We start from the raw sequence: 24,055 nt of genomic DNA, 5'->3' as shown, positions 1-24,055 counted from the left end.
GCGTCAAGCGAGCGCCCTCGGTTCATCACTTCTTCACGGTGGCCGGCGGCTCGCCGTGGCCCCGCGGCGTCCCAGGAGGACCGGTTGCGTACGGCGTCGCGTTCGGCGGCGAGGAACGCCCTGGCGGGAGCATCGCGAAAGGATGAAGATGCCAGGCGCATGAACGAGCTTGAGCGGATCGTGCGGGAAGCGACGAAGTTGGTGGCGGACCGATCCCCGTTTCTGCTCGCGACCGTCGTGCGGGTGTCGGGGTCGTCGTACCGGCGCCCCGGCGCGCGGATGCTGGTCGCCGGCGATCGCTGGCTGTCGGGGTGCGTGAGCGGCGGCTGCCTGGAGGGCGACGTCATGCTCCGCGGAGAGCACCGGTGCCGCGATGGCGCCGTGGTGGTCACGTACGACTCGACCACCGAAGACGGAGAGCCGTGGGGCGTTGGGCTCGGCTGCAACGGCGTCGTCGATGTCCTGCTCGAGCGCGTCGAGGCCGGGGCGACCCACGACGCGCTCGCGTTCGCCGGCGCCTGCTTCGCCGAGGAGACCACCGGCACGCTGGTCACGGTGATCCGCTCGACGGCCTCCGCGGTCCGGGTCGGCGCGCGCCTCGCCTTCGGCCCGCCGTGCGCGCTCGCGCACCCGGTGACCGATCCCGCCGCGCGCGCCGCGATCGAGCGCGCCGCGCGGGGGCCGGCCGGCGTCGTCGAGCTGGACGGGCTGGGGATCACCGCGCTCGTCGAGAAGATCGCGCCGTCGCCGCAGCTCTTCGTGCTCGGGGGCGGCCACGACGCGGCGCCCATCGTCGCGCTCGCGACGTCGGTCGGGTTCCGGGTCACGGTCGCGGTCCCCGTCCTTCGCCAGGGCTCCCGGTTCGCCGCGGCGGATCGCGTCGTCGCGACCGGCGGCGCCATGGATCGCCTCCGCGCGCTCATCGACGCGGCCGCCGAGGCGTACGTCGTCATCATGCACCACCAGCGCACGCCGGATCGCGACGCGCTCGCGGCCGCCCTCGCGTCGCGCGCCCGCTACATCGGCGTGCTCGGGCCCGCGCGCCGCACGCGCGAGCTCCTCGCGGAGATCGGCCAGAGCCCCGGCGACGATCCGCGGATCCACGCGCCCATCGGGCTCGATCTCGGCGCCGAGACGCCCGAGCAGATCGCGCTCTCGGTCGTGGGCGAGCTCCAGGCGGTCGCGCGGAGGGCGCAGGGGGGCAAGCTCCGCGACCGCGTCCGCCCGCTGCACGCCGGCCTGGCGCTGGCCGTGCTCGCCGCGGGCGGCTCACGTCGCCTCGGGCGCCCCAAGCAGCTCGTCGAGCTCGACGGGGCGCCGCTCGTCCGGCGCGTGGCGGCGGCGTGCGTCGAGGCGCGATCCGGGCCGGTCGGCGTCGTGCTCGGCGCCCACGCCGGCGCGGTCGCGCGCGCGCTCGGCGATCTGGACGTCGCGCGCATCGCGAACGACGGCTGGGAAGAGGGCATCGCCTCCTCGATCCGCGCCGCGGTCCGGTGGGCGGAGGCCTCGAAGGCCGACGCGCTCCTGATCGCGCTCGCGGATCAGCCGCTGATCACGGTCGATCACCTCACCGCCCTGCGGGACGCCTGGCTGGCGGGCGCTCCGGTCGCCGCATCGCGCTTCAGCTGCGTCGTGGGCGCGCCGGCGGTGTTCGACCGATCTCGCTGGGACGTCCTCGCGCGCCTCGAGGGCGACCAGGGCGCCGGCCGGCTGCTGCGCGCCGAGGGCGTCGTGGCGATCGACTGGGCGGGCGGTGCGATCGACGTCGATACGGCCGACGACGTGCGCGCGATCGGCGGCCACGCGCCGGCGAACCCGCCGGGCTGCTGATCGCCGGAGCGGCTGTCCGGCCGCCCTTGACTTCGAGCGTACTCTAACTCTTACCGTGACCTGCGTAGAAGCGCCGCGTCCCATCCCCGCGGCCCACAAGGAGCCCAACCATGCACACGCGCAAGCTCGGTCCTCTCCAGGTCTCCGCCCTCGGCCTCGGCTGCATGGGCATGAGCGATTTCTACAGCAACCGCGACGACGCCGAGTCGATCTCCACCATCCATCGCGCCATCGAGCTCGGCGTCACGCTGCTCGACACCGCGGACATGTACGGGCCTTTCACGAACGAGGAGCTCGTCGGCCGGGCGATCGAGGGCCGGCGCGATCGGATCGTCCTCGCGACAAAGTGCGGCATCGTCCGCGATCCCAACGACGCCACGGTCCGGGGCGTCAACGGCGCGCCGGAGTACATCCGGGCGGCCTGCGACGCGAGCCTGCGGCGCCTCCGCGTCGACGTCATCGATCTCTACCAGCTGCACCGCGTCGATCCGAAGACGCCGATCGAGGACAGCGTGGGCGCGATGGCGGACCTCGTGAAGGCCGGCAAGGTGCGCGCGATCGGCCTCTCGGAGGCGAGCTCGTCGACGCTCCGGCGCGCCCACGCGGTGCACCCGCTCGCGTCGGTGCAGACCGAGTACTCGCTCTGGACGCGGGATCCCGAGGACGACGTGCTCGCCACGTGCCGCGAGCTCGGCATCGGCTTCCTCGCCTATAGCCCCCTCGGCCGCGGCTTCCTCACGGGGCAGATCAAGCGCTTCGAGGACCTCGCGCCGGACGACTACCGCCGCATGTCGCCGCGCTTCCAGGGGGAGAACTTCCAGCGGAACCTGGATCTCGTCGCGAAGGTGGAGGACATCGCGCGCGAGAAGGGCGTGAAGGCGTCGCAGCTCGCGCTCGCCTGGGTCCTCGCGCAGGGGGATTTCATCGTCCCGATCCCCGGCACGAAGCGCCGCAGCTACCTCGAGGAGAACGTCGCCGCGGAGCGGATCAAGCTCACCGAGGGCGATCTGCGCCGCCTCGACGCGGTGGCGCCGAAGGGCGCGGCGGCCGGTTCGCGCTATCCGGAGGTCGGCATGACGCTCGTGAACCAGTGAGCGGCGCGGCCGACAGACCGCGCCTCGGCGCGGCGCGCTCCGGGAAAGCCGGGGCGCCGCGCTTCGGGAAGGCCGGCGCGGCGCGCTCCACGCGGCGCGGCGATCACGCCGGTTCCGGTACCCCGGGCTGCCGGAGCACGCGCAGAGGGCCCTCGGACGACACCAGCCCGGCGAGCGCCGGGTCGGTCATCACCTCGAAGAGGTCGCGCTCCGCGCCGTCGACCGTGCACCGCCGCCGCACGAGCCGGACGACCTGCGAGTAGTCCACGTGATCCAGGTCGTGCGCGAGCCCGAGCGGCTGCCACAGGGTGTGCCGGCCGTGCCGGTGGGCGGCGCCCGGGTCGTACCAGCCGTAGTTGGCGGCGCGATCGCGGCGCCCGGCGAGGCGGTTGGTGAGCACCCAGTGCTTGCCGACGTTCTCGATGAGCCCGGTCCGCCCCGCGACCCGCTCCTCGACGCGGCGGTGGTGCTCCAGCATGCGCGACGTGTTCGCCATCGTGGGATCCGGCGCGCCGATGCACGGCTGGATCCGCACCGTGGCCTGCTCCCAGACGAGGTCGCAGAGGCGGGTCGTCAGCATCGCGCACTCGATCAGGTCCGCGATGCGTTGCGTCGTCCTGGCGGACGCGTTGATCCGCACGGAGTCCTGCGCGTCGCCGACGCGGAGCGCGTCGGCGCTCACGAGGAAGGTCGCGCGGTGCTCGCCGTGCTCGCTGTGCACCGGGACCCAGTCGATGGGCGCCAGGTGGCCGTCCTGCACGGCCTCCAGGAGGGCCTCCTCGCGCGCGGCGCAGGCGCGTTCGGGAAGGCGTGCGACGAAATCGGTGCCTCGCAGGACGTCGGTCATGGCTCCCCCCTCGAGCGAGCGCGGGCCTCGCTGCGGCCGCGCGGCGCCGCCCGTCCGGGCCGTCGAGCGCTGGCCGGCTCGCTCGCTCGATTGTGCGGAGCGCGCGAGATCCGCGCAAGCGCGCTCAGGTCCCGTGCTTTGCGCTGCTTGCCCGCTCGCCCTAAGCTCCGCCCCATGTCGCCCCCGGTGAGCCGTCCGTCCCTGCGTCCCTCCGGAGCGTTCCGCGCTTCCCGCCTCCTCCTCGTCGCCTGCGCCGCCGTGCTCGCCGCGCAGTCCGCCGGCTGCGGCTCCAGCGCGTCCCAGGGCCCCGACCCGGCCGCCGCCATCGCGTCGATCGACGCGCGCCTGCGCGGCGGCTTCCGGCTCGTCCGGTTCGAGCCCGAGGTCCCGCTAGAGCCGATGCTCGCGTCGATGCTCGAGTTCCAGTACGCGCACTTGATCGTCCGCTTCGACGGCAAGCGCATCCTCGCGGATTCGCCGGGTCTCCACGTCGACCGCGCTTACGAGATCCGCGATCCCGCGTGGGACCGGTTCAAGCTGATCTCCTACGACGAGGCGGGGATCGGCTACGAGGCGCTGTGCGAGTTCTCGGAGCAGGGAGAGCTCATCGTGCACGCCCAGACGCCGCCCTGGAAGGGCGTCGCCACGCTCCGTCGCGCGCAGTAGATGGCGTCCCATGGCCGAACCGAGAGCGCAGCAGAGCGACGACCCGCGCGGGTGGCGAAAGGAGGCGAGGGATCTGTCGGCGGCGGTCGCCGGAGGCGCGATCGTGGGAATGCCCCTTCTGTACACGATGGAGATGTGGTTCCGCGGGACCATGCTCTCGGAGTGGCACCTCGGGGCGATCCTGGCGCTGACGCTGGTCGTGAGCTTCCTGTCCTCGCTGGAGTCCGGCTTCCGGAGCGACGACACCCTCGCGGGCACCGCCATGGAAGCGGTGACGTCGGTCGGGATCGGGATCGCCCTCTCGGCGGCCATCCTGGCGCTGATCGGCGAGATCTCCCTCGACAGCGCGCCCGGCGGGGTCGTCGGCAAGGTCCTCCTCCAGGCGGCCGCCGTGAGCATCGGGGCGGCGTTCGCGAACGCGCAGGTCCGGGGCAAATCCCGCACGGGGGATGAGCCGCAGGACGGCGAGAAGGCGCCGGAGGGAGATCCGGAGGCGATGCAGCTCAGGGCGGACCTGCGGGACTTCTCCGCGGCGATGGCCGGCTCGCTGCTCTTCACGATGAACATCGCGTCGACGGAGGAGATCGTGATGATCGCGTCGCGGCTCTCGCCATGGCGGCAGCTCGCGATGGTCGGGGTGAGCGTCGCGCTGTGCTACATCATCCTGTTCGCGTCCGGGTTCGAGCGGCACGACGTGTACGTCAAGAGCTTGTTCCAGAGCCGGGCGTTCGAGACCTTGATGACGTGCGCCGTGTCGCTCCTGATGGCGCTGGTGCTGCTTTGCCTGATCGGAGAGCGCGAGGCGACGAGCGATCCGTCGACGCTGGTGGCCAGCGTGGTGACGCTCGGCCTGCCGGCGATCGTCGGCGGCGCGGCGGGGAGGCTCGTGGTGTGAGCGGGCGGGAGCGGGAGGAGCGCCCCGGCGGGCGCGGGAAGGGCAGGCGGGTACGGCGCCAGCTGGCCGAGTGGGTCTCGCTCGGGGTCAGCACGGCGTTGATCCTCGCCCTGATCGTGTTCCTGGTGCACGCGGGCCTGACGAGCGCCCGCGGCTCGGTCGTGCCGGAGGTCGAGGCGCTGCCCGACCGGGCCGAGCAGCACGGCGGCGCGTGGCTCTTGCCGGTCCGGGTGAAGAACGGGGGCAGGCAGATGCTCGGCGATCTCGGGGTGGAGCTCCGGTACACGCCGCCGGGAGCGCCGGGGCCGGAGCGGGTCGAGGCGACGATCGACTACCTCGGCAAGCACTCCGAGCAAGAGCTGTACTTCTATCTACCGAGCGACCCGAGGGGCATGGCGGTCGAGGCGAGGCCGCTGCATTACCAGGTGAAGTGAAGAGCCCACCCATCGATTGTCTCGAGACCGCGTCCCGCCGGGCTGCCTGGAGCTCCGGCGCGAGCACCGGCCGCGGCGAGCGTGTCCTCGAGGCGATCGACCTTCAAAGGGCGTTCATCGGGAAGTGAGCCGGCGCGCTCGAGCGAGCTTCCGTGCCGAGGTGCTTCCGGAGAAAGTCGATGGTCCGCTCCCATGCGAGCCTGGCCGCGGCCGGGTGGTGGACCTCGGGCCGCGTGTCGTTCATGAAGGCGTGGTCCGCCTCGTAGACGTGGAGCTCCATCGGCTGCCCGCGCGCGGTGAGCTCCCTCTGGAGCGCCATGGCGAGGGCTGGCTTCGCCCAGGTGTCCCGCGCCGCGAAGTGGGCGAGGAGCGGCGCCTTCATCCTGGTGTAGTCGGTGGCTCTGCTCGGAATGCCATAGAAGGGCACCGCCGCCGCCAGCCTGGGGATGGTGGCGGCGGCGGAGAAGCAGAGGGCGCCGCCCATGGAGAAGCCGACCGCGCCGACGTTGCCGTTGACGCGCTCGTGATCGGCCAGGAAGTAGACGGCGCCGGAGATCTCGAGGAGGGCGCGCTCCCAGTCGAGCGCGTTCATCATCTGGCTCGCCTCCGTCGGCTCGCGCGTGCTCTTGCCGTGGTAGAGGTCGGGCGCGAGCGCGACGAAGCCAGCGCCGGCGAGCCGGTCGAGGACCGAGCGAAGGTGGTCGGTGAGCCCCCACCACTCGTGGATGAGGACGACGGCCGGCGCCCGGTCCTCCTGCTCCGGCAGCGCGATCTGTCCGCTTGCCGGCGCCCCGTCAATCGCAGGAAACGAGATCTGCTGCGCCATGGTCCTCCTAGCGTGGTGCTCACAGGTTCGATCCTGGCTCCGTGGTTCCTGCTCTCATGAGACCAGAAACGAGCTTGAACGACGCGATACTAGCTCGTGATCGAATGCGCGCACACCCGCGGGGCCGCGAAGGCGGTCACGTCCGGGTCGCCTCCACGTAGAGCGTCTCGTCGCGGTGGATGATGAGATCGATGTCGGCCACCTTCGGGTCCCTGCCCTTGCGGAAGGAGCTCCGCTCGATCGATCTCTCGTCGAACCCCGCCTCCCGCAGGACGTACACCATCTCCTCGAAGTCGTAGATCCACTGGTGTCCCCAGTGATTGAAGATCTGGTTGACCATCCACGCCGGCCGGTGCTGCACCTCCGGGAACGGCTCGTCCGCGTCGGGGAACATCCTGCTGATCTGCTCGAGTATGCTCGCGTGCTTGGTGAAGAACTTCCGCGACGGGTCCCGGTAGCCGTCGATGTAGAGCGCGAGGTCCGGCGTGGAGATGCGGAGCAGGCCGCCGGGCTTCAGGACGCGGTGCGCCTCCTTCAGGAACCGCACCGCTCCCGCCTGCGGGACGTGCTCGATGAGGTGCTCCGTGTGGAGCCAGTCAAACGACGCGTCAGGCAGAGGCAACGGCGTCGTGACGTCGTACTCCAGGTAATGGAACTTGCCGTCGAGGAGCGCCAGCCGGCCGTACTCGGTGCTCTGCCCGCCGGGCAACTCCAGCTTCGAGAGGTCGATGTTCAGGCTGCCGGGGCGGAGGTTCCAGAAAGAGCACCCGACGTTGAGGCCGGCGAGCCCCTGCTCCGCGAAGTAGGCCGCCGGGAACGGCGGCTCACGACGCAACACCTCGATCGATTGAATGCGTTGAACGAGCATGGATGTCGACCTCGTGGACTGTCCGGGGCAATGCGCTGCATCGAGCGGCGCGACCCGGCCTGGCCCGCGCATTGCCCGGCGCCGCCGGCAGGCGGCGGTCAATCGCTCCCTGGCATACCGCCGCGGTGACCCTCTGCGAAGGGGGACCGCGAATGATTTACGTTTCTTCACACGATTGCTTCACCGCAGTGTCACGTCCGCTTTACGTTTCTTAATGAGCCCGCTACGTGGCGGATCCGCGCGATAACTGAAGCCAATTGGAGGTGGCCAGACACGCCGGCCGGGCTAGAGTTGCGGCGCAACAGGGCCCAGCGTCCCTCGAAGGCGGACGCCCGGGAAGGCTGGGCAGCGGAGCTGCCGCATTCGCTATCGCGTGTCGATAGCCACTGGTGGGCGTCGTATGATCGATTTTTATTGCGTGTCGCTGTCGCCAATCCATTGGCCCCACCCCGGCGTCGCGGTGGCCACGGCGCGCGCCGGCGGCGTCGCGGTGCTGGACCGCGAGCTGTGCGGCGAGCCGGACCTCCGGCTCGGGCGGGACAACCTCCTCCGCCTGCTCGACCTCGCGCCGAGGGACTGCCCCGTCGGGCTCCGCCTTCGCGCGGACCAGATCGCCGCGAGCGCGGAGCTCCTCGCGGCGCTGGAGCCGCGGTCGCACTGGCTCGTGATCTGCGGCTGGCAGGGCCCCGCCGAGCGCGCGGCGCTCGCCGCCCTGACGCCGCGCCGAGAGCGCAAGCTGTGGCTCGAGATCCGCGACGCCGAGGGGCTCGACGCCGCGGAGGGCGAGCTCTCGTTCGACGGCTGGCTCGCCAAGGGGCGCGAGAGCGGCGGGTTCGTCGGCAAGGAGTCGGCCTTCCTGCTCGCGCAGCGGCTGTCGCGGCAGCAGCGCCCCTTCCTGATCCAGGGCGGGATCGGCCTGCACAGCGCCGCGGCCTGCCGCGCCGCCGGCGCCGCCGGCGTCGTCGTCGACGATCAGCTCCTCGCCATGCGCGAGGCGCCGCTGCCGGAGCACGCCCGCGCGGCGCTGTCGCGCCTGGGCAGCGCCGATACCGTCGTCGTGGGCGAGCGCCTGGGCGCGCCGCTCCGCATCGCGGCGCGCCCCGACTTGCCGGGCAGCCAGGAAGTGGTGCGGCTCGCGGAGGAGCTCGAGCGGGAGGAGCTCGACCCGGCGGCGAGGCGCAGCGAGGCGAGGCGCAGCGACTGGATCGCCCGGGCGGCCGCGCTCCTCGGCTGGGATCGGGCGGGCCGCGGCGCCCCGCCGGTCGGACAGGCCGCCGGTCGAGCGGCGGAGTACGCCCGCAAGTACGCGACCGTGGGGCGCTTCCTCCGCGCGCTGCGCGACGCCGCGTCCGGGCACGTCGAGCTCGCACGAAAGCACGACGTGCTGGCGCCCGGCAGCGCGCTCGCCCGCTCGCACGGGACCCGTTACCCCATCGTGCAAGGCCCCATGACGCGGGTCAGCGACCGGGCCGAGTTCGCCGCGGCGGTCGCGGACGGTGGCGCGCTCCCGCTCCTCGCGCTGGCGCTGATGCGCCGCCCCCAGGTCGACGAGCTGCTCCGGGCGACGGAGGAGCGCCTCGGCGACCGGCCGTGGGGCGTCGGGATCCTCGGCTTCGTCCCGCCGGAGATCCGACAGGAGCAGCTCGCCGCCTGCGCGTCGATCCGGCCCCGCTACGCGCTCATCGCGGGGGGCAGGCCGGACCAGGCCGCCGAGCTCGAAGCGCAGGGCATCCCCACCTACCTCCATGTCCCGACGCCCGCCCTGCTGCGCGCCTTCCTCGAGGGCGGGGCGCGGCGCTTCGTGTTCGAGGGCTCCGAGTGCGGCGGTCACGTCGGCCCGCTGACCAGCTTCTCCCTGTGGGACGCGATGATCGACGCGCTGCTCGACGGCAAGGTCCCCGACGCGGCGGCCGTCCACGCGCTGTTCGCGGGCGGCATCCACGACGCGCGCTCGGCCGCGATGGCGGCGGCGATGGCCGCTCCCCTCGCGGCCGCCGGGCTCCGCGTCGGCGTGCTCATGGGCTCCGCCTACCTGTTCACCGCGGAGGCGGTCGCGAGCGGCGCGATCGCGCCGGGGTTCCAGCGACAGGCGCTCGCGTGCGACGGCACCGTCACGATCGAGACGGGGCCGGGGCACGTCATCCGCTGCGCGTCCACGCCCTTCGTGGGCGAGGTCCACGCCGCCCGCGACCGGATGCGGCGCGAGGGGCAGCCCGCGGCCGCGATCAGCGCGGCGCTCGAGGAGATGACGCTCGGCCGGCTGAGGATCGCGTCGAAGGGCGTCGACCGCGGCGCGCAAGGGCAGCTCGCCGCGGTCGACGACGAGCGCCAGGCGGCCCGCGGCCTGTATATGATGGGCGACGTCGCGGCCCTGCGCGCGGGCGTCGTCGACGTCGCGTCGCTGCACGAGGAGGTGTCCACGGGCAGCCGGCGCGCGCTCGACGGCCTCGTCCAGGCCTCGGTGGAGCACGCGCCGCGCCGCGCGGCCGCGCCGGCGCGCATCGCCGTGATCGGCGCGGCGTGCCTGCTGCCGAAGGCGCACGCGCCGGAGGAGCTCTGGAGGAACCTCCTCGACAAGGTCGAGGCCATCCGCGAGATCCCGCGAGAGCGCTGGGATTACCGCCTGTACTACGACCCCGATCCGCGGGCCGAGGACCGGATCACCTCGAAATGGGGCGGCTTCATCGAGGAGCTCCCCTTCGATCCGCTGCGCTACGGGATCCCGCCCGCGTCGCTGCGCTCGATCAGCGTCTCGCAGCTCTTGGCGCTGGAGGTCACCCGGCGCGCGCTCGCGGACGCGGGGTACGCCTCGGGGGGGTTCGATCGCGAGAACACCGCCGTGATCTTCGCGGCCAACGGCACGGCCGACCTGGAGCAGGCGTACGTGGCGCGCGGCCTGCTCCCGCTGGCCGTGGGCGGCCCTCCGCCGGCGAGCCTGGAGCGCCTGCCGAGGTGGTCGGAGGAGAGCTACGCCGGCATCCTCGCGAACGTCATCGCCGGGCGGGTGGCCAACCAGTTCGATCTGCGGGGCCCCAACCTGGTCGTCGACGCGGCGTGCGGCTCGTCCCTCGCGGCGCTCGACCTCGCCGTCGAGGAGCTCGTCTCCGGCCGGTCCAACGTCGCGATCGTCGGCGCCGTCGAGCTCGAGCAGACCCCGCACGGCTACCTCGCCTTCAGCAAGACCCGGGCCTTCTCGCCTCGAGGCCGCGCGAGCGTGTTCGACCGGAAGGCCGACGGCATCGTGATCAGCGAGGGGGTCGCCGTGGTGGTGCTGAAGCGGCTCGCGGACGCGGAGCGCGACGGCGATCGCATCGATGCCGTCATCCAGTCCGTCGCCGGATCGAGCGACGGCAAGGGGATGGGGCTCACCGCGCCCAAGCCCGCCGGCCAGCGCATCGCGCTCGAGCGGGCCTACGCGCGGGCGGGCATCGATCCGGCCTCGCTCGGGATGTACGAGGCGCACGGCACCGGCACGGCCGTCGGCGATCGCGCCGAGCTCGAGACGATCGCCGGCGTCCTCCGCGCGGCCGGGGCGCCGCCGCAGCGCTGCGCCATCGGCTCGGCGAAGTCGCTGCTGGGCCACGCCAGAAACGCGGCCGGGTTGGTCGGGCTGCTCAAGGCGCTCCACGCGCTGAAGCACCGCGTCCTGCCGCCCCACGCGGGCGTGGACACGCCGGTCGAGCCGCTCGCGGCCGACGACGCGCCGATGTACCTGATCGACGAGCCCCAGCCCTGGCTGGCCGGGCCCGAGCCCCGGCGCGCCGGCGTGAGCGCGTTCGGCTTCGGCGGCACGAACTTCCACGCGGTCCTGGAGGAGTACCAGGGCGACTTCGCGGCGCCCGTGCTCGGCGCCGTCGAGCGGCCCCACGAGCTGGTCGTCGTCGAGGCCGAAGGCGCGTCGGCGCTGGTCGCCGAGCTCGAGCAGCTCTCGCGCGCGCTCCGCCAGGGGCCCGACGCCGTGCGCCTCGGCGACGTCGCCTTCACGTGCGCGCTCGCGGCGCAGCAAAGCCGCGAGCGCCGCGCCGCGGGCCCCGCCGGCGCGGCCGTGTGCATCGTCGCGGACGGCCGCGAGCACCTCCTCGGCGCGGTCGACCGCGTGCTCTCGCGCCTCCGGGGCGCCACGTCGGACCCGCTGCCCGCTTACGTCCACCTCCGGACCGCGCCCTGCGCGGAGCCGGGCAAGGTCGCGTTCCTCTTCCCCGGGCAGGGCTCGCAGTACCCGTCGATGGGCCGCGAGGTCGCCCTGTACTTCGCCGAGCTGCGGGACGCCTTCGAGCTCGGCGACCGAGCGCTCGGCGGCGTCCTGCCCGGCCGCCTGAGCCGCTTCATCCTGCCGCCGGCCGCGTTCTCCGAGGCCGCGAAGGAGCGGCAGCGCCGCGAGCTCACGGCCACGCGGATCGCGCAGCCGGCCATCGGGGTGATCAGCGACGGGATGCTCCAGCTCGCGCTGCGCGTCGGCCTGCGCCCCGAGGTGCTCGCCGGCCACAGCTACGGCGAGCTGACCGCCCTGCGCGCGGCGGGCGCCCTGTCGCGCGAGGACTGGCTCGCGCTGTCCGAGACGCGCGGGCGGCTCATGCAGGAGGTCCCCTCGGCGCCGGGCATGATGGCGGCCGTGAGGGTCCCCCGGGCCGAGCTCGAGCCCTTGCTCGCGGCGTTCCCGGCGGTCTGCATCGCCAACCACAACGCGCCCGACCAGTGCGTCGTCTCCGGCGAGCTCGGCGCGATGCGCGTCGCGCTCGACGCGCTGTCGGCGAAGGGGATCCGCGCGCACGAGCTCCCGGTCTCGACCGCGTTCCACTCGCCCCTGATGCGCCCGGTCCGGGCCCCGTTCGCCGCCGCCCTCGAGCGCACGGCGATCGCGCCGCCGCAGAACGACGTCTACGCGAACGCGACCGGCAGCCCCTATCCGCGCGATCCCTCGGCCGTGCGCGCCCTGCTCGCGGCGCAGCTCGAGGCCCCCGTCGATTTCGTGGCGCAGATCCGGCGCATGTTCGACGACGGCGCGAGGACCTTCGTCGAGCTCGGGCCGAAGGCCACGCTGACCAGCCTCGTCCGGCGGATCCTCGACGGAGAGCCGCACCTGGCCGTCAGCTTCGACGGCGCCGGGGGCGGCTTGAAGGGCCTCCTGCAGGCGCTCGCGGCGCTGTTCGTCGCCGGCGTCCGGCTCGATCTGCCGGCGCTGTTCGACGGCCGCCCCTGCCAGCGGCTCGACCTCCGCGCGCTCGCGGAGGACCGCGCCGGGGCCTCGCCGCCCGGGTGGCGCATCGATGGGGGGCGCATCCGCCGGGCCGAAGAGCCCGTCGGCCTGCTCGGCGAGCGCCCGTTCGTCGAGCACGGCGCCGCCCCCGAGATCGACGAGGCGCTCCCCGGCGCCGGCGCGCTGGATCCTCCGCTCCTCGCCTACCGCGAGCACCAGGAGACGATGCGCCGGTTCCTGTCGATGCAGGAGCGGGTCACCACCGAGTTCCTCCTCCGGTTCGGCGGCGGGGATCCGGCCGCGCTCGCTCCGCCCGCGGCCTCGCCGCGCGGCGGCCTGGCCGCTCCGCCCGCGCCGCTCGGCGCGCCGCAACCTCCGCCGCCGCCCGCGGCGCTCGAGGCGTCGAGCGCGGAGGCGCGCGACGCGGCGCCCGCGCGGCTCGAGCCGGCGGCGCTGCGGCGGACGCTCGCGACCCTGGTCAGCCGCCGAACCGGCTACCCGGAGGACATGCTCGGCCTCGACCAGGACATGGAGGGGGAGCTCGGCATCGACTCCATCAAGCGGATCGAGATCCTGGAGACCCTGCTGCGCGAGCTGCCGCCGGAGGTGGCGGCGCGGCTCCGGTCGTCGATGGACCGGCTCTCCCGGATCCGGTCGATGAACGGCCTCGTCGACGTCGTGTCCAGCGAGGCGCTGGCGCTGCGCGCCGCGGAGACGACCGAGCGCGCTCCGGCCCTGCCGCCCGGCGGCGCCGGGGCTCCCGTGGCGCGCCCCGGCCCGGCGGCGCAGGCCGGCGAGGGCGGGGTGGGTGAGGCCGGCGCGGGCCCCGCGGGCGGCGAGCCCGCGTCGGGCTCCGCCGCGCCGGAGGGCGCGCAGGCAGGGGCGTGCCCTCGCTTCGTCCTGCGCGCCGAGCGCAAGGAGCTCCGCGACGAGCCGCCGGTGCACCCGCGGGGGCTCTTCCTCGTGACCGAGGACGAGCTGGGCCTCGCCGGGCGCGTGTGCGCCCTGCTCGCGCAGCGCGGGGCCCGGCCGGTCGTGATCCCGCGCGACGCGCTCGAGGCGCCCGACCGGATCGCGCGCGATGTCGCCGCCGCGCGCCGCGAGCACGGCGTCGTGCGCGGGATCGTGCACCTCGCGTCGCTCCACCGCGGCGCCGTCGACGGGCTGGCCGCGTTCCGGCGCGGCAACCGGGTGCAGGTGAAGAGCCTGTTCTACGCGGTGCAGGCCTGCCCCGGCGAGCTGGCCGAGGCCGGGGGCGAGCCCCTGCGGATCGTGGCCGCCACGCTGCTCGGGGGCAGCCGCGGGCAGGGCGGCCTCGACGGGTCGGCCTCGGGCGCCGGCTGCCACGGCGTCCTGCGGTGCGTGGCGCGCGAGCACCCTCGCACGATCGCCAAGGCGCTCGGGCTCGACGATGCGCTGCCGCACGACGCGATGGCGGACCGCATCGTCGACGAGCTGCTCCGCGCGCCGGACGACGTCGAGGTGCGCTACCGGAACGGACAGCGGACGGTCGTGTCCGTCGCGCCCGCGCCGCTCGACGCTGCGGAAGAGCGCCGCGACTGGGAGCCGGGCCCCGGCTGGGTCGTCCTGGTCACGGGGGGCGCGCGCGGCGTCACGGCGGAGGTCGCGCAGCGGCTCGCGCGCCCGGGCGTCCGGCTGGTCCTCGTCGGGCGCGCCGAGATCCCCGAGGGGGACACCGAGCACGAGGGCGGCGACGTCGAGGCGCTGCGCCGGCGCGTCATCGCCGAGATGCGGGGCGCGGGGAGGGACCTCTTGCCCGCCGCGATCGATGCCGAGATCAGGCGCCGGCTGCAGGCGAGGCAGCGCCGCGAAACGCTCGACGCCCTGCGCCGGCGCGGCGCCGCCGTGGAGTACCACGCGATCGACGTGCGCGACGCGGAGCGCCTCGGCGACCTGATCTCCGGCGTTTACCGCCGCCTTGGCCGGATCGACGCGGTCGTCCACGGCGCCGGCGTCATCGAGGATCAGCTCCTCGCCGACAAGCGCCCCGACTCCTTCGATCGGGTCTTCGACACCAAGGCCGACAGCACCTTCTTCCTCGGGCGCGCGCTGCGCCCGGAGGGCCTGAAGTGGTGTGTGCTGTTCAGCTCGATCTCCGCGCGGTTCGGGAACCGCGGGCAGTCTGATTACGCGGCGGCCAACGAGGTCATGAACCACCTCGCGGCTCAGCTCGACGCGCGCTGGCCCGCGACGCGCGTCGTCTCGATCGGGTGGGGACCCTGGCGCGACGTCGGGATGGCCGGCGAGGGCGTGCTCCGGCGGCTCGCGGCGCAGGGGATCGCGCCCATCGACGTGGAGGCGGGCTGCCGGTTCTTCGTCGACGAGCTCTCGCGGGGGCCCGAGGGCGACGCCGTGGTCATCGCCGGCGAGGGGCCATGGAGCCGCAGCGCCGACGCGGCGGGCGCCGCGCCCCTTGCGGGACAGGGCGTCGCTCAGGCGGCCGAGTAAGGGCAGGGCGCCCCGGCCCCGCCTCGCCGCGGGGCCTGCCGCTTCGACCCGGCGCGCGCGGGCGGCCGCCGGCGCGCCCCACGACGGCTCCGGTCGCGGTGAAGTGCTAGCGACCGTTCGCCGGTGCGCCCTTGCGGGCCCTGGCGACCGTCTGTTCCAGCGCCGCCACGGCGCGCGAGACGCCGTCCTCGGCGCGGAGCTTCTCGCCGAGCCGCTGCGCCCGCTCGCGCATCGCGCCGTCGCGCGCGAGGCGGGAGATCGCCCTGGCGAGGCGGTCGGCGGTGAGCTTCTTGATGGGCAGCGGCTCGACGCCCACGCCGAGGTCGGCGATCCGCTGCCCCCAGAGCGGTTGATCGTAGCCGAACGGCACGGCCATCGACGGGATCCCCGCGCGCATCGCGGCCGCCGAGGACCCGGAGCCGCCGTGGTGCACCATCGCGGCCACCCGCGGGAGGATCCAGTCGTAGGGCACCGTCTTTACCTTGAAGATCGTCTTCGGCAGCTGGATGTCCTTGAGCCCGCCCCACCCCGTGATCAGGAGGCCGCGCTGCTCGGCGCGCTCCAGGGCTGCGACGACCGTCTGGGTCAGGCGCTTCGGATTGCGCCCGACGATGCTGCCAAAGCCGATGGCGACCGGCGGATCACCCGCCGCGAGGAACTCCTTCAGATCCTCGGGAGGCTCGTAGTCCTCCGCCTCATCGAAGATCCAGTAGCCGGTGACGTGCATCCAGTCCGCCCAGTCCCGCGGCTTGGGGAGGACCGTGGGGCTATACCCGAACAGGTGCGAGGTGCGCCGGATCGTCCGCAGCTCGTCCCGCCAGTGCCTCGGGGGTAGATCGAGCGCCTCCTGCCGCCACCGGTTGATCTGGTCCGAGCCCGTGCGCGACACCGGCTCGGCGAGCAGCCAGGTCAGGCGGTTGTAGAGCGGCCCCAGCTTCCACACCGGCGCATGGAAGGGGTTCGGGAAGCCCCACGTGGGGATGTGGGGGACCGGGTTCGGGCTGACGACGACATAGGGGATCCCCAGCTTCTCGGCGATCGACGGGCCCACCTGCAGCCAGGGCCAGCACAGGAACACGTCCGTGCCCTTGACCGCGTTCCAGCAATCGCGCAGGTGGTTGACCACATAGGAATGCAGGTTCTCGCCCAGAAACTTGCTGAACTCGCCCGCGTGGCCGGACTGCTCGCGCAGGGTGACGGCGAGGCGGCTCGCGTAGAAAGCCTCCGCGCTGCCGCCGAGCGGGAAATACTCCAGCCCGCACTTGCGGACGAACGGCTCGAAGTCCGCCTGCGTCGCGAACCGCACCTCATGCCCGGCGGCCTTGATGCCGGCTGCGAGCGCGACCAGCGGCTGAACGTCACCTCGTGAGCCGCTTGCGACTACCGTATAGTGCATTGCAATTCTCCTCGACTCCCCCGCTGCGCGGCCCCTCGCACGGCATGCCCCGGCGGAGCGCGGCGTCTCGACGCCCCGCTCTCCGCCGGGAAAGGACCATGGCACGCGAGGGACGCGCCGGATCGGTCCTGCACGCTACACGCTACGCTGTGATTCGCAGCCCCCTGCAGACCAGGTCCGAGAGCTGCGCGAGCGACAGATCCGCCGGAGGCTCCTGCCCGTCTCCGAAGACATCCTTGTAGGTGAGCGACCGGCCGATGCGATCCTTGAGCAGGAGCACGAGGTGGATCACGTCCATCGACTTGATCCCCAGATCGCCCATCAACGTGATCTCGGGGGTGAGGTCGCCGGGATCCTGGTCGAGGTCTGCCATGAGCTCCTCGACCGACTCGACGACACAACGCCACACGTCCGCCTTCGTACGTACCTTCATCCTAGCTCCTCTGCTGACGACCCGAGCTCGGGTCGTTCATGTTCGGGGGTTCGGCGGGGGGCTGCGCGCGTGGAGCGCGGGCGTCCCTTGCCGCCACGTGGGACAGCAGGCTGGCGACGCGGCGGTCGCCGTCGCTGTCGTGACGATACCAGTCGTCGAGCTCGCGCCCGGGGAGCACCACGTGCGCGAGCGCCCGCGCCCAGATGCCCCAGCTCGCGTTCAGGAAGGACCCGTCGACCGCATCGACGGCGCGGTCCGCCGCCGTGCCCCCCGCCTCGGGCGCCTCCGGCGGCGCGCGGCGCTCCGCTGCCGCGCCGCCGAACAGCAGGCGATGGATGGCCTCGGGGAAGCGCACGAACCGCTGCTCCAGCCCCTCGATGACGGCCGCCGTCGCCCCGCTGCTGTCGACGATCTCGAACGTGGCGTACGTGGCGCCCGAGCGCTCGAGGCGGACATGGCCGCTGCACCGCATGCGTCCGCCCGGCGTAAGGGACCGCCGGTACCAGGCGACGCGCCGGGCCTGGAACGGAAATACCCCGAAATGGCGCTCGCCCCGCTCGAGCAGCCAGAAGGCGACCAGCTGGCCCGTGCAGTCGAGGAGCGCCGGGTGGATCCGGAGCGCTCGAGCATCGAGCCCGGGTAGATCGGTGATCGCCAGATCGGCCTCGATGCTGTGCTCTCCGACCGCGAGGACGCGCTCGATGCCGCGGTAGGAAGGCCCGTGAAAGGCGAAGCTCGAGTAGAATCGCTGCGCCGACCACGCGCGGGGCGGCCGCGCGCCCGGTTCTGAGAGGAGCGCCGGGCGCGGCGCCAGCGAGGGATCGTCGGCCACGTGCACCGTGCCCTCGAAGGCGGGGTATCGCCGCGGGCCGTCGACCTCGTGGAGCCTCACCCGCACCCGGCCATCGAGCCCGTCCCCGGGCAGGCGCTCCGCGTGGATCGCAACGGTGAGCCTGCCCCGGTCGAGCGCGAGCCATCGCCCCGCGCGGATGTCCGAGAACGCGACGGGCCGCAGGCCGGTGAGCCGCCCGGCTGCCTCCGCGAGGATCTCCAGGCTGAGCGTGAAGGGGAGGACGGGCAGGTGCGGCCCGCCCGCCCGGCGCTGCGGCGAGGGCGGCCCGAGGCTGTGGTCGAGCACGAACGGGTCGCGCCGCCAGTCGAAGCGCCGCTCGGCGTGCAGCTCGCGGCCGTCGAGCCGCACGACGTCGCCGAGCAGCGGGCAGTCCATCGGCGCCGCTGCCGCTGCCGGCCCTGGCTGTCGCGCGGCGGACGGCGGCGCCGGGGCGGCGCCGGGCTGCCGCGTCAGGCGCTGGACCGCGCGGAGGACGCGCGCCTGGCTCTCCTCGGCGTCGGCCAGCAGCGCGGCGTGCAGCGCGCGGATCGAGCGCGCGCGTGGCGCCGGATCTCGGGCCGGCCCGGCGCCCCGGCCGCGCTGCGCCGCGCCGGCGCCGTGGCCGCTGGCCAGCGCACCTGCGCGGGCCTCGTCCTGCGCGAGGCCGCCCCGCAGCACGGCGTCGCAGAGCAGATCGAGCGGCTCGACCTGGACGGCGAGGCCGTGGGCGTACAGCTCGCCGACGACGTGTTTCAGCTGCTGGATATCGCTGCGGTGCTGCGATGAGGCGGCGACGGCCAGGTGCGGTCTCCCGCGCAGGGTGTCCTCCACGAACGCGGTGAGCCGGTTGTTCGGGCCCGCCTCGATGAACGTCCGCGTCCCGTCGTCGTACAGGGCCTCGATCATCTGACGAAACCGCACCGGCGAGGACCACTGCGCGGCCAGGAGATCCCAGGCTCGCGACGGCTCCTCCGGCACCGGGCCCAGGGTCGCGCAGCAGCGCACCCGCGCGTGGGCCGCGCCGGGCACGAAGCGATCGTAATGCGCGCGCAGCGTGCGCTGCCACGCGTCGAACAGCGGGGTGTGGTAGGCGCGCTCGAACGGCAGCCGCAGGCAGACGGCGCCGGCGCCGCCCAGGGCCTCCGCGGCCGCCTCCACCGCCGGCTGGGTCCCCGCGATCACGACCTGGTTGGGGCAGTTGTCCATCGCGATGAACAGCTGGCCGCCGTGGCGCTCGAGCAGCGCATCGAGCTGGGCCCGGTCGAAGGCGTTGACCGCGACCATGCGCTCGGGGACCCGCGGCGCCGGCAAGGCCCGGCCGCTCAGGCCGATCTGCGCGATGATGTCGCAGAGCGCGCGCCGGCTCGGCGCCGCGATGGCGCCGGCGGCGATGAGCGCGGCGTGCTCGCCGTTGCTGTTGCCCACCATGATGTCGGCGCGGACGCCGAGCGCCGAGAGCATTTCGTACGAGGCCAGGCTGGCGATCAGGCCCACCTGCGCCCCGCGCTCCATGTCGACGAGCCGACGCTCCCGGGAGAGCCGCTCCTCCTCGCTCGTGGCGGGCGCGCGCGGAAACACGATCTCGCTCGGCGGCGCCTCCCCCGCGCTCGCATACGACGCGTCGAGGGCGTCGAACCAGGCGCGGGAGGGCGGCCAGTGGCGATGGAGCTGCTCCAGCATGCCCTCGTACTGGGAGCCTTGCCCCGGGAAGAGCAGCGCGGTCCCGCCCGGCGGAGCGCCGCTTCCATAATAGACGCCGCTCGGCACGCGCAGGTGCCGCTGCTCCGCGCGCGCGAGCGTGGTCCTGGCGCGCTTGAGCTTCTTCGTGAGATCGCGGTGATCGAGCGCGACCACCGCGAGGCGGTGCTCGCCGCCCGGCCCTCGCGCGCGCTCGCGCGAAAGCCGGCGCAGGGAGATCGCGGAGCCCGCCTCCGCGACGGCGACGAGGTCGTCGATCGCGGCCGCCATGCCCGCGCGATCGGAGGACGACAGGAGGAAGAGCTCCCCTGCGTCGCGCGCGCTCGCGCTCGTCGCCGACGGAGAACCATGGAGCTCGGCGGTGCGCGCCTCCGGCGTGTCGCCCGCCGGGATCTGCGGCTTCTCTGCGATGGACGCCATTCGTGCGAACAGGCTCCCTTGCCTCGCTGCGCCTGGGCCGCGAAAAGGCCCCATGGCTCAATGAGCGCGGAGTCTCCCCGAAAACGATCTCCATAGCAAGGCGAGATGCGCTCCAAGGCAAATTAAGTCTCGCGGGCCGAGGCGTATCGATCGAGATCATTTGTGCAAGTATCTGTAATCATTGGTAAGTGCTGCGTGTTTCGCCGGCGTTTCGCGCCGGGCTTTGCAATACTTTACAGTGAATTAGCGTGTTCTTCATCCGGGTCGGGGTTCTTTACAATACTTCACATGAGATGGGCCGAGGGCTCATGGTCGATCACGGCGCCATTCCGGGGTTCGTGGCCCGTGGCGACCGCAGTAAATCGCGCGCCTCGTGCGTGTCGTCGGCGGCGCCGATCGAATCGATGCAATCGAGGTTGACAGGTCTGGTGTCCGCATCACAATCCTTGCGCCTGGCCGGAGGGCCGCCATCGCTCGTCAGCGGCCGGGCGGTGCGGGCCCTTGGTGGACGCCGGGCGTCGTGGGAGGCGCTCGCGCGCGTCAGGTGCAGATATGAAGAGGATCCTTGTCACGGGGGGAGCGGGCTTCATCGGCTCGAACTTCGTCCGGCATGTGCTGGCGGAGCGGCCCGGGGTGCAGATCGTCAACCTCGACGCGTTGACCTATGCCGGGAGGCTCGAGAGCCTACGCGGGCTGCCGGGCGAGGGCCGGCACGCCTTCGTGCACGGCGATATTCGCGACCGGGAGCTCGTCGAGCGCCTCCTCTCCGAGTGGCAGATCGACACGATCGTCCACTTCGCCGCCGAGTCCCATGTCGACCGGTCGATCGCGGGGCCGGATGCGTTCATCGAGACCAACGTCGTCGGCACGCTGCGCCTCCTGGAGGCCGCGCGCGCCGTGTGGCTCGGCCGCGGCGGAGCGGCCAAGGGCAAGCGGTTCCATCACATCTCCACCGACGAGGTGTTCGGCTCCCTCGGGCCGGCGGACCCCGCGTTTCAAGAGGGCACGCCCTACGCGCCGAGCTCGCCATATGCCGCCTCGAAGGCCGCGAGCGACCACCTGGTCGGCGCGTACGTCCATACCTACGGCCTGCCGGCGACGATCACACACTGCTCCAACAACTACGGCCCGCGGCAGTTCCCCGAGAAGCTCATCCCGCTGATGATCCTGAACGCGCTCATGGGCAAGCCGCTGCCCGTCTACGGCGACGGCGCCCAGATCCGCGACTGGCTCTACGTCGTCGACAGCTGCGAGGCCATCCTGCGCGTCGTCGAGCGGGGGCGCGCCGGGGAGAGCTACAACGTCGGAGGCGGCAATCAGCCGACCAACCTCGAGATCGTCCAGCAGATATGCGCGGTCCTCGACGCGCGCTTCCCCGACTCTCCTTACCGGCCGTACAGCAAGCTCCTCCAGTTCGTCCCGGACCGGCCAGGGCACGATCGGCGGTACGCTGTCGACTTCCGGAAGATCGAGCGCGACCTCGGCTGGCGGCCGCGCTTCTCCCTGGACGAGGGTCTGCGCGCGACCATCGAGTGGTACCTGACGAACCCGGAGTGGCTGTCCGCGATCGGGCGGCGTGACGACTATCACGGCTGGATCGAGCGGAACTACACGCAACGAGGAGCGAACCAGTGAAAGGGATCATTCTCGCCGGGGGCCGCGGCACGCGCCTCCATCCCGTGACCCGGGGCGTGAGCAAGCAGCTCCTGCCGGTCTACAACAAGCCGATGGTCTACTACCCGCTCTCGATACTGATGTTCGCGGGCATCCGGGAGATCCTCGTCATCAGCACCCCGGAGGACCTGCCGCTGTACCAGCGGCTCCTCGGCGACGGCCGGCAGTGGGGCCTCCGCCTCGACTATGCCGTGCAGGACGAGCCGCGCGGGCTCGCCGACGCGTTCCGCATCGGCCGCGGGTTCGTGGCCGGCGAGCCCGTCGCGCTCGTGCTAGGAGACAACATCTTCTATGGCACCGGGCTCCCGGAGACGCTCCGCCGCGCGGCGAAGCTCGACGTGGGGGCGATCGCCTTCGCGTATCCGGTGAGCGACCCCCACCGGCACGGGATCGTCGAGCTCGACGCGTCCGGGCGCGTGATCAGCCTGGTGGAGAAGCCGAGCGAGCCGCGCAGCCACCTCGCCGTGCCGGGGATGTACTTCTACGACGGCAAGGTGTGCGACATCGCGGCGTCGCTGAAGCCTTCGGCCCGCGGCGAGTACGAGATCACCGACCTCAACTGCGTGTACCTCGCGCGGGGCGAGCTCAGGATCGAGCTGCTCGGCCGGGGCGTCGCGTGGCTCGACGCGGGCACGCACGAGTCGCTGCTCCAGGCCTCGAATTTCGTGCAGACCGTCGAGCTGCGGCAGGGGCTGATGATCGCCTGCCCCGAGGAGGTCGCCTACCGGATGGGGTTCATCGACGGGGACGCGCTGGCGGCGCTCGCGGACGAGCTGCCGGGTGAATATACGGATTACTTGCGCAATGTCCTGAGGGATCACCCGGTGCGTCGCTCGTAGATCGTCGACCAAGGCCGGTTCCGGGGGCGCGGGAGGATTGCCGGCCGCCCGGCCCGAGGAGGGCGAGCTCGTCGCGGAACCAGCCACGAGATGCAAGCCTGTCTGCCGCGCGCCTCGCGGTCCGGTCGGAAGCGGAGGTTCTGGATGAGTCGGCTCGATATCGTGCGATGGATCGATTTTCGCTCCGTGGTGGACGAGCGCGGGGCGCTGACCTTCGTCGAGGGGAACGAGGACATCCCGTTCGACATCAAGCGCGCTTACTACCTGTACGACGTCCGACGGGATCGGGGAGGGCACGCCCACCGCGACACGCAGCAGGTCATCATCGCGCTCCAGGGCCGCTTCGTCCTCGAGCTCTCGGATGGCGTCGAGAAACGGCGGTTCGCGCTCGACTCCCCCACGCGGGGAGTGCTCGTCGTGCCCATGCTCTTCATCCGGCTGCTCGACTTCGCGCCTGGCACCGTCGTCCTCGTCCTGGCGAGCACCCATTACGACTCGTCCCGATCCATCCGGTCCTGGGAGGACTACCTGCGGGAGGTGAAGGGGACGTGACGACGCGCACGACCACGCCGCCGGGCGTCGCTCCTGGCCTCCCCTGGCGCGGTGGGGTCGGGCGTCGCTCCGGCGAGGGACGGCCCGGGTGAAGGTCCTGCTCCTCGGATACTCGAGCCTCGCTCGGAGGCGCGTGCTGCCGGCGCTCGCGCGCCTCGGCGTGCGCGAGATCGATATCGCGTCGGCCTCCCGGGGCGCCGACATCGCCTTGCCGCCTGGCGTGACGGGGCGGCGCTACGATGACTACCGCGCGGCGCTCGCCCGCAGCGACGCGGCCCTCGTGTACGTGTCGACGGTCAACTCCACGCACGCGGAGCTCGCCGAGCGCGCCCTCGAGCAGGGCTTTCACGTCGTGGTCGACAAGCCGGCCTGCCTCTCGGTCGAGGCGTCCCGGCACCTCGTCCTGCTCGCCCGGCAGCGGGGGCGCTGCCTCGCAGAGGCCACGGTCTACGCCCATCACCCGCTCTACCGCGAGGTCCGCCGGATCTTCAGCGACGCCGGCCGCGCGCCCACGCGGCTCGCGGCGACGTTCAGCTTTCCCCCGCTGCCGGCGGACAACTACCGGTACCGCGCCGCGCTCGGCGGCGGATCGCTGCTCGATCTCGCACCCTACGCGGTCACCCTCGGGCGCGTGCTCCTCGCCGCCGCGGAGCCGGAGTCGATCGCTTGCCGCGTCGTCGAGCGCGCCGATGAGGTCGAGACGGCCTTCAGCGTGCTCATGATCTTCCCGGGCGGCCGATCGCTGGTCGGGCACTATGGAATGACCACCGGATACCAGAACCGCCTGGAGGTCCTTGGCCCCGACGTTGTCGTGACCATCGACCGAGCGTTCTCGCCCCCCGCCGATCTCCCGATCCAGCTCGGCGTCGCCGAGCGCGACCGTCGCCGGACGGTCGAGGTCCCCGCGGCGGACAGCTTCGCGGAGTTCTTCCGGAGCGTTTTCGAGGCCATCGCCCGCGGCGAGCACGGCGAGCTTGCGAGGACGCTGCTCGCTGACGCGGCTCTCCTGGACGCGCTGCGCCGCGCAGCCGCGGCCCCTTGACGTCGAGCCCGCTCTAGCTCTCACCGTGGCGTGCATCGAAGGG

At 73.0% G+C, this 24,055-nt stretch carries 16 protein-coding genes; 10 read left to right on the top strand and 6 right to left on the bottom strand.

The window, feature by feature from the left end:
* The first annotated feature begins 159 nt into the window (after positions 1 to 159).
* Together NQZ70_RS29615 and NQZ70_RS29610 are read left to right on the top strand one after the other, a co-directional pair.
* Positions 160 to 1,830 (top strand): NTP transferase domain-containing protein, encoded by a 1,671-nt coding sequence (locus tag NQZ70_RS29615; protein WP_129577214.1) that lies wholly within the window; start codon positions 160 to 162, stop codon positions 1,828 to 1,830.
* 110 nt (positions 1,831 to 1,940) lie between these two features.
* A complete protein-coding gene (locus tag NQZ70_RS29610) occupies positions 1,941 to 2,924 on the top strand; it encodes an aldo/keto reductase (RefSeq protein WP_129577213.1) in 984 nt (327 codons plus the stop codon).
* A gap of 103 nt (positions 2,925 to 3,027) precedes the next feature.
* Here NQZ70_RS29610 and NQZ70_RS29605 read toward each other — a convergent pair whose 3' ends face one another.
* Complete coding sequence (locus NQZ70_RS29605) at positions 3,028 to 3,771, bottom strand: hypothetical protein (RefSeq protein WP_129577212.1); 744 nt, start codon at positions 3,769 to 3,771, stop codon at positions 3,028 to 3,030.
* Positions 3,772 to 3,945: 174 nt separating this feature from the next.
* Between NQZ70_RS29605 and NQZ70_RS29600 the strand changes: the two genes are divergently transcribed.
* The 3 genes from NQZ70_RS29600 to NQZ70_RS29590 are packed head-to-tail and all read left to right on the top strand — an operon-like array spanning position 3,946 to position 5,766.
* Positions 3,946 to 4,437, top strand: a complete 492-nt coding sequence (locus NQZ70_RS29600; RefSeq protein WP_129577211.1) for a hypothetical protein — start codon at positions 3,946 to 3,948, stop codon at positions 4,435 to 4,437.
* A 10-nt stretch (positions 4,438 to 4,447) separates the two neighbouring features.
* On the top strand, positions 4,448 to 5,332 hold the full coding sequence (locus NQZ70_RS29595) for a DUF2391 family protein (protein WP_129577210.1): 885 nt from the start codon (positions 4,448 to 4,450) through the stop codon (positions 5,330 to 5,332).
* The gene (locus NQZ70_RS29590) at positions 5,329 to 5,766 is read left to right on the top strand and encodes a hypothetical protein (protein WP_129577209.1); all 438 of its coding nucleotides are present in this window, start codon (positions 5,329 to 5,331) and stop codon (positions 5,764 to 5,766) included. Before NQZ70_RS29595 ends, NQZ70_RS29590 begins: the two co-directional genes overlap by 4 nt.
* A 103-nt stretch (positions 5,767 to 5,869) precedes the next feature.
* Here the strand turns inward: NQZ70_RS29590 and NQZ70_RS29585 are convergent, their stop codons facing one another.
* Entirely contained in the window at positions 5,870 to 6,592 is a 723-nt protein-coding gene (locus tag NQZ70_RS29585; RefSeq protein WP_129577208.1) for a dienelactone hydrolase family protein, read from the bottom strand.
* 136 nt (positions 6,593 to 6,728) lie between these two features.
* Complete coding sequence (locus NQZ70_RS29580) at positions 6,729 to 7,460, bottom strand: methyltransferase domain-containing protein (protein ID WP_165374231.1); 732 nt, start codon at positions 7,458 to 7,460, stop codon at positions 6,729 to 6,731.
* 418 nt (positions 7,461 to 7,878) lie between these two features.
* Between NQZ70_RS29580 and NQZ70_RS29575 the strand changes: the two genes are divergently transcribed.
* On the top strand, positions 7,879 to 15,126 hold the full coding sequence (locus tag NQZ70_RS29575; RefSeq protein ID WP_207217510.1) for a type I polyketide synthase: 7,248 nt from the start codon (positions 7,879 to 7,881) through the stop codon (positions 15,124 to 15,126).
* Positions 15,127 to 15,232: 106 nt separating this feature from the next.
* Here the strand turns inward: NQZ70_RS29575 and NQZ70_RS29570 are convergent, their stop codons facing one another.
* The 3 genes from NQZ70_RS29570 to NQZ70_RS29560 form a co-directional block, all read right to left on the bottom strand.
* The gene (locus tag NQZ70_RS29570) at positions 15,233 to 16,522 is read right to left on the bottom strand and encodes a glycosyltransferase (protein ID WP_129577205.1); all 1,290 of its coding nucleotides are present in this window, start codon (positions 16,520 to 16,522) and stop codon (positions 15,233 to 15,235) included.
* A gap of 142 nt (positions 16,523 to 16,664) precedes the next feature.
* Positions 16,665 to 16,955 (bottom strand): hypothetical protein, encoded by a 291-nt coding sequence (locus tag NQZ70_RS29565; RefSeq protein WP_129577204.1) that lies wholly within the window; start codon positions 16,953 to 16,955, stop codon positions 16,665 to 16,667.
* Between the two features lies 1 nt (position 16,956).
* Complete coding sequence (locus NQZ70_RS29560; RefSeq protein ID WP_165374230.1) at positions 16,957 to 19,905, bottom strand: acyltransferase domain-containing protein; 2,949 nt, start codon at positions 19,903 to 19,905, stop codon at positions 16,957 to 16,959.
* A gap of 552 nt (positions 19,906 to 20,457) precedes the next feature.
* Between NQZ70_RS29560 and rfbB the strand changes: the two genes are divergently transcribed.
* From rfbB to NQZ70_RS29540, 4 genes are all read left to right on the top strand, one after another.
* A complete protein-coding gene (rfbB, locus tag NQZ70_RS29555) occupies positions 20,458 to 21,540 on the top strand; it encodes a dTDP-glucose 4,6-dehydratase (RefSeq protein ID WP_129577202.1) in 1,083 nt (360 codons plus the stop codon).
* Positions 21,537 to 22,418: a glucose-1-phosphate thymidylyltransferase RfbA gene (gene rfbA / locus NQZ70_RS29550; RefSeq protein ID WP_129577201.1), complete on the top strand. Its 882-nt coding sequence runs from the start codon at positions 21,537 to 21,539 to the stop codon at positions 22,416 to 22,418. The genes rfbB and rfbA overlap by 4 nt, the downstream gene beginning before the upstream one ends.
* A gap of 144 nt (positions 22,419 to 22,562) precedes the next feature.
* Positions 22,563 to 22,970, top strand: a complete 408-nt coding sequence (locus tag NQZ70_RS29545; protein WP_129577200.1) for an FdtA/QdtA family cupin domain-containing protein — start codon at positions 22,563 to 22,565, stop codon at positions 22,968 to 22,970.
* An 88-nt stretch (positions 22,971 to 23,058) separates the two neighbouring features.
* Entirely contained in the window at positions 23,059 to 24,012 is a 954-nt protein-coding gene (locus NQZ70_RS29540) for a Gfo/Idh/MocA family protein (protein ID WP_129577199.1), read from the top strand.
* Positions 24,013 to 24,055 lie beyond the last annotated feature (43 nt).

The sequence above is a fragment of the Sorangium sp. So ce836 genome, from assembly GCF_028553905.1.
GTDB classification, from domain to species: domain Bacteria; phylum Myxococcota_A; class Polyangia; order Polyangiales; family Polyangiaceae; genus Sorangium; species Sorangium cellulosum_D.
Note: the sequence above shows the minus strand (reverse complement) of the source record. Positions and strands in the feature narration are given on the sequence as shown.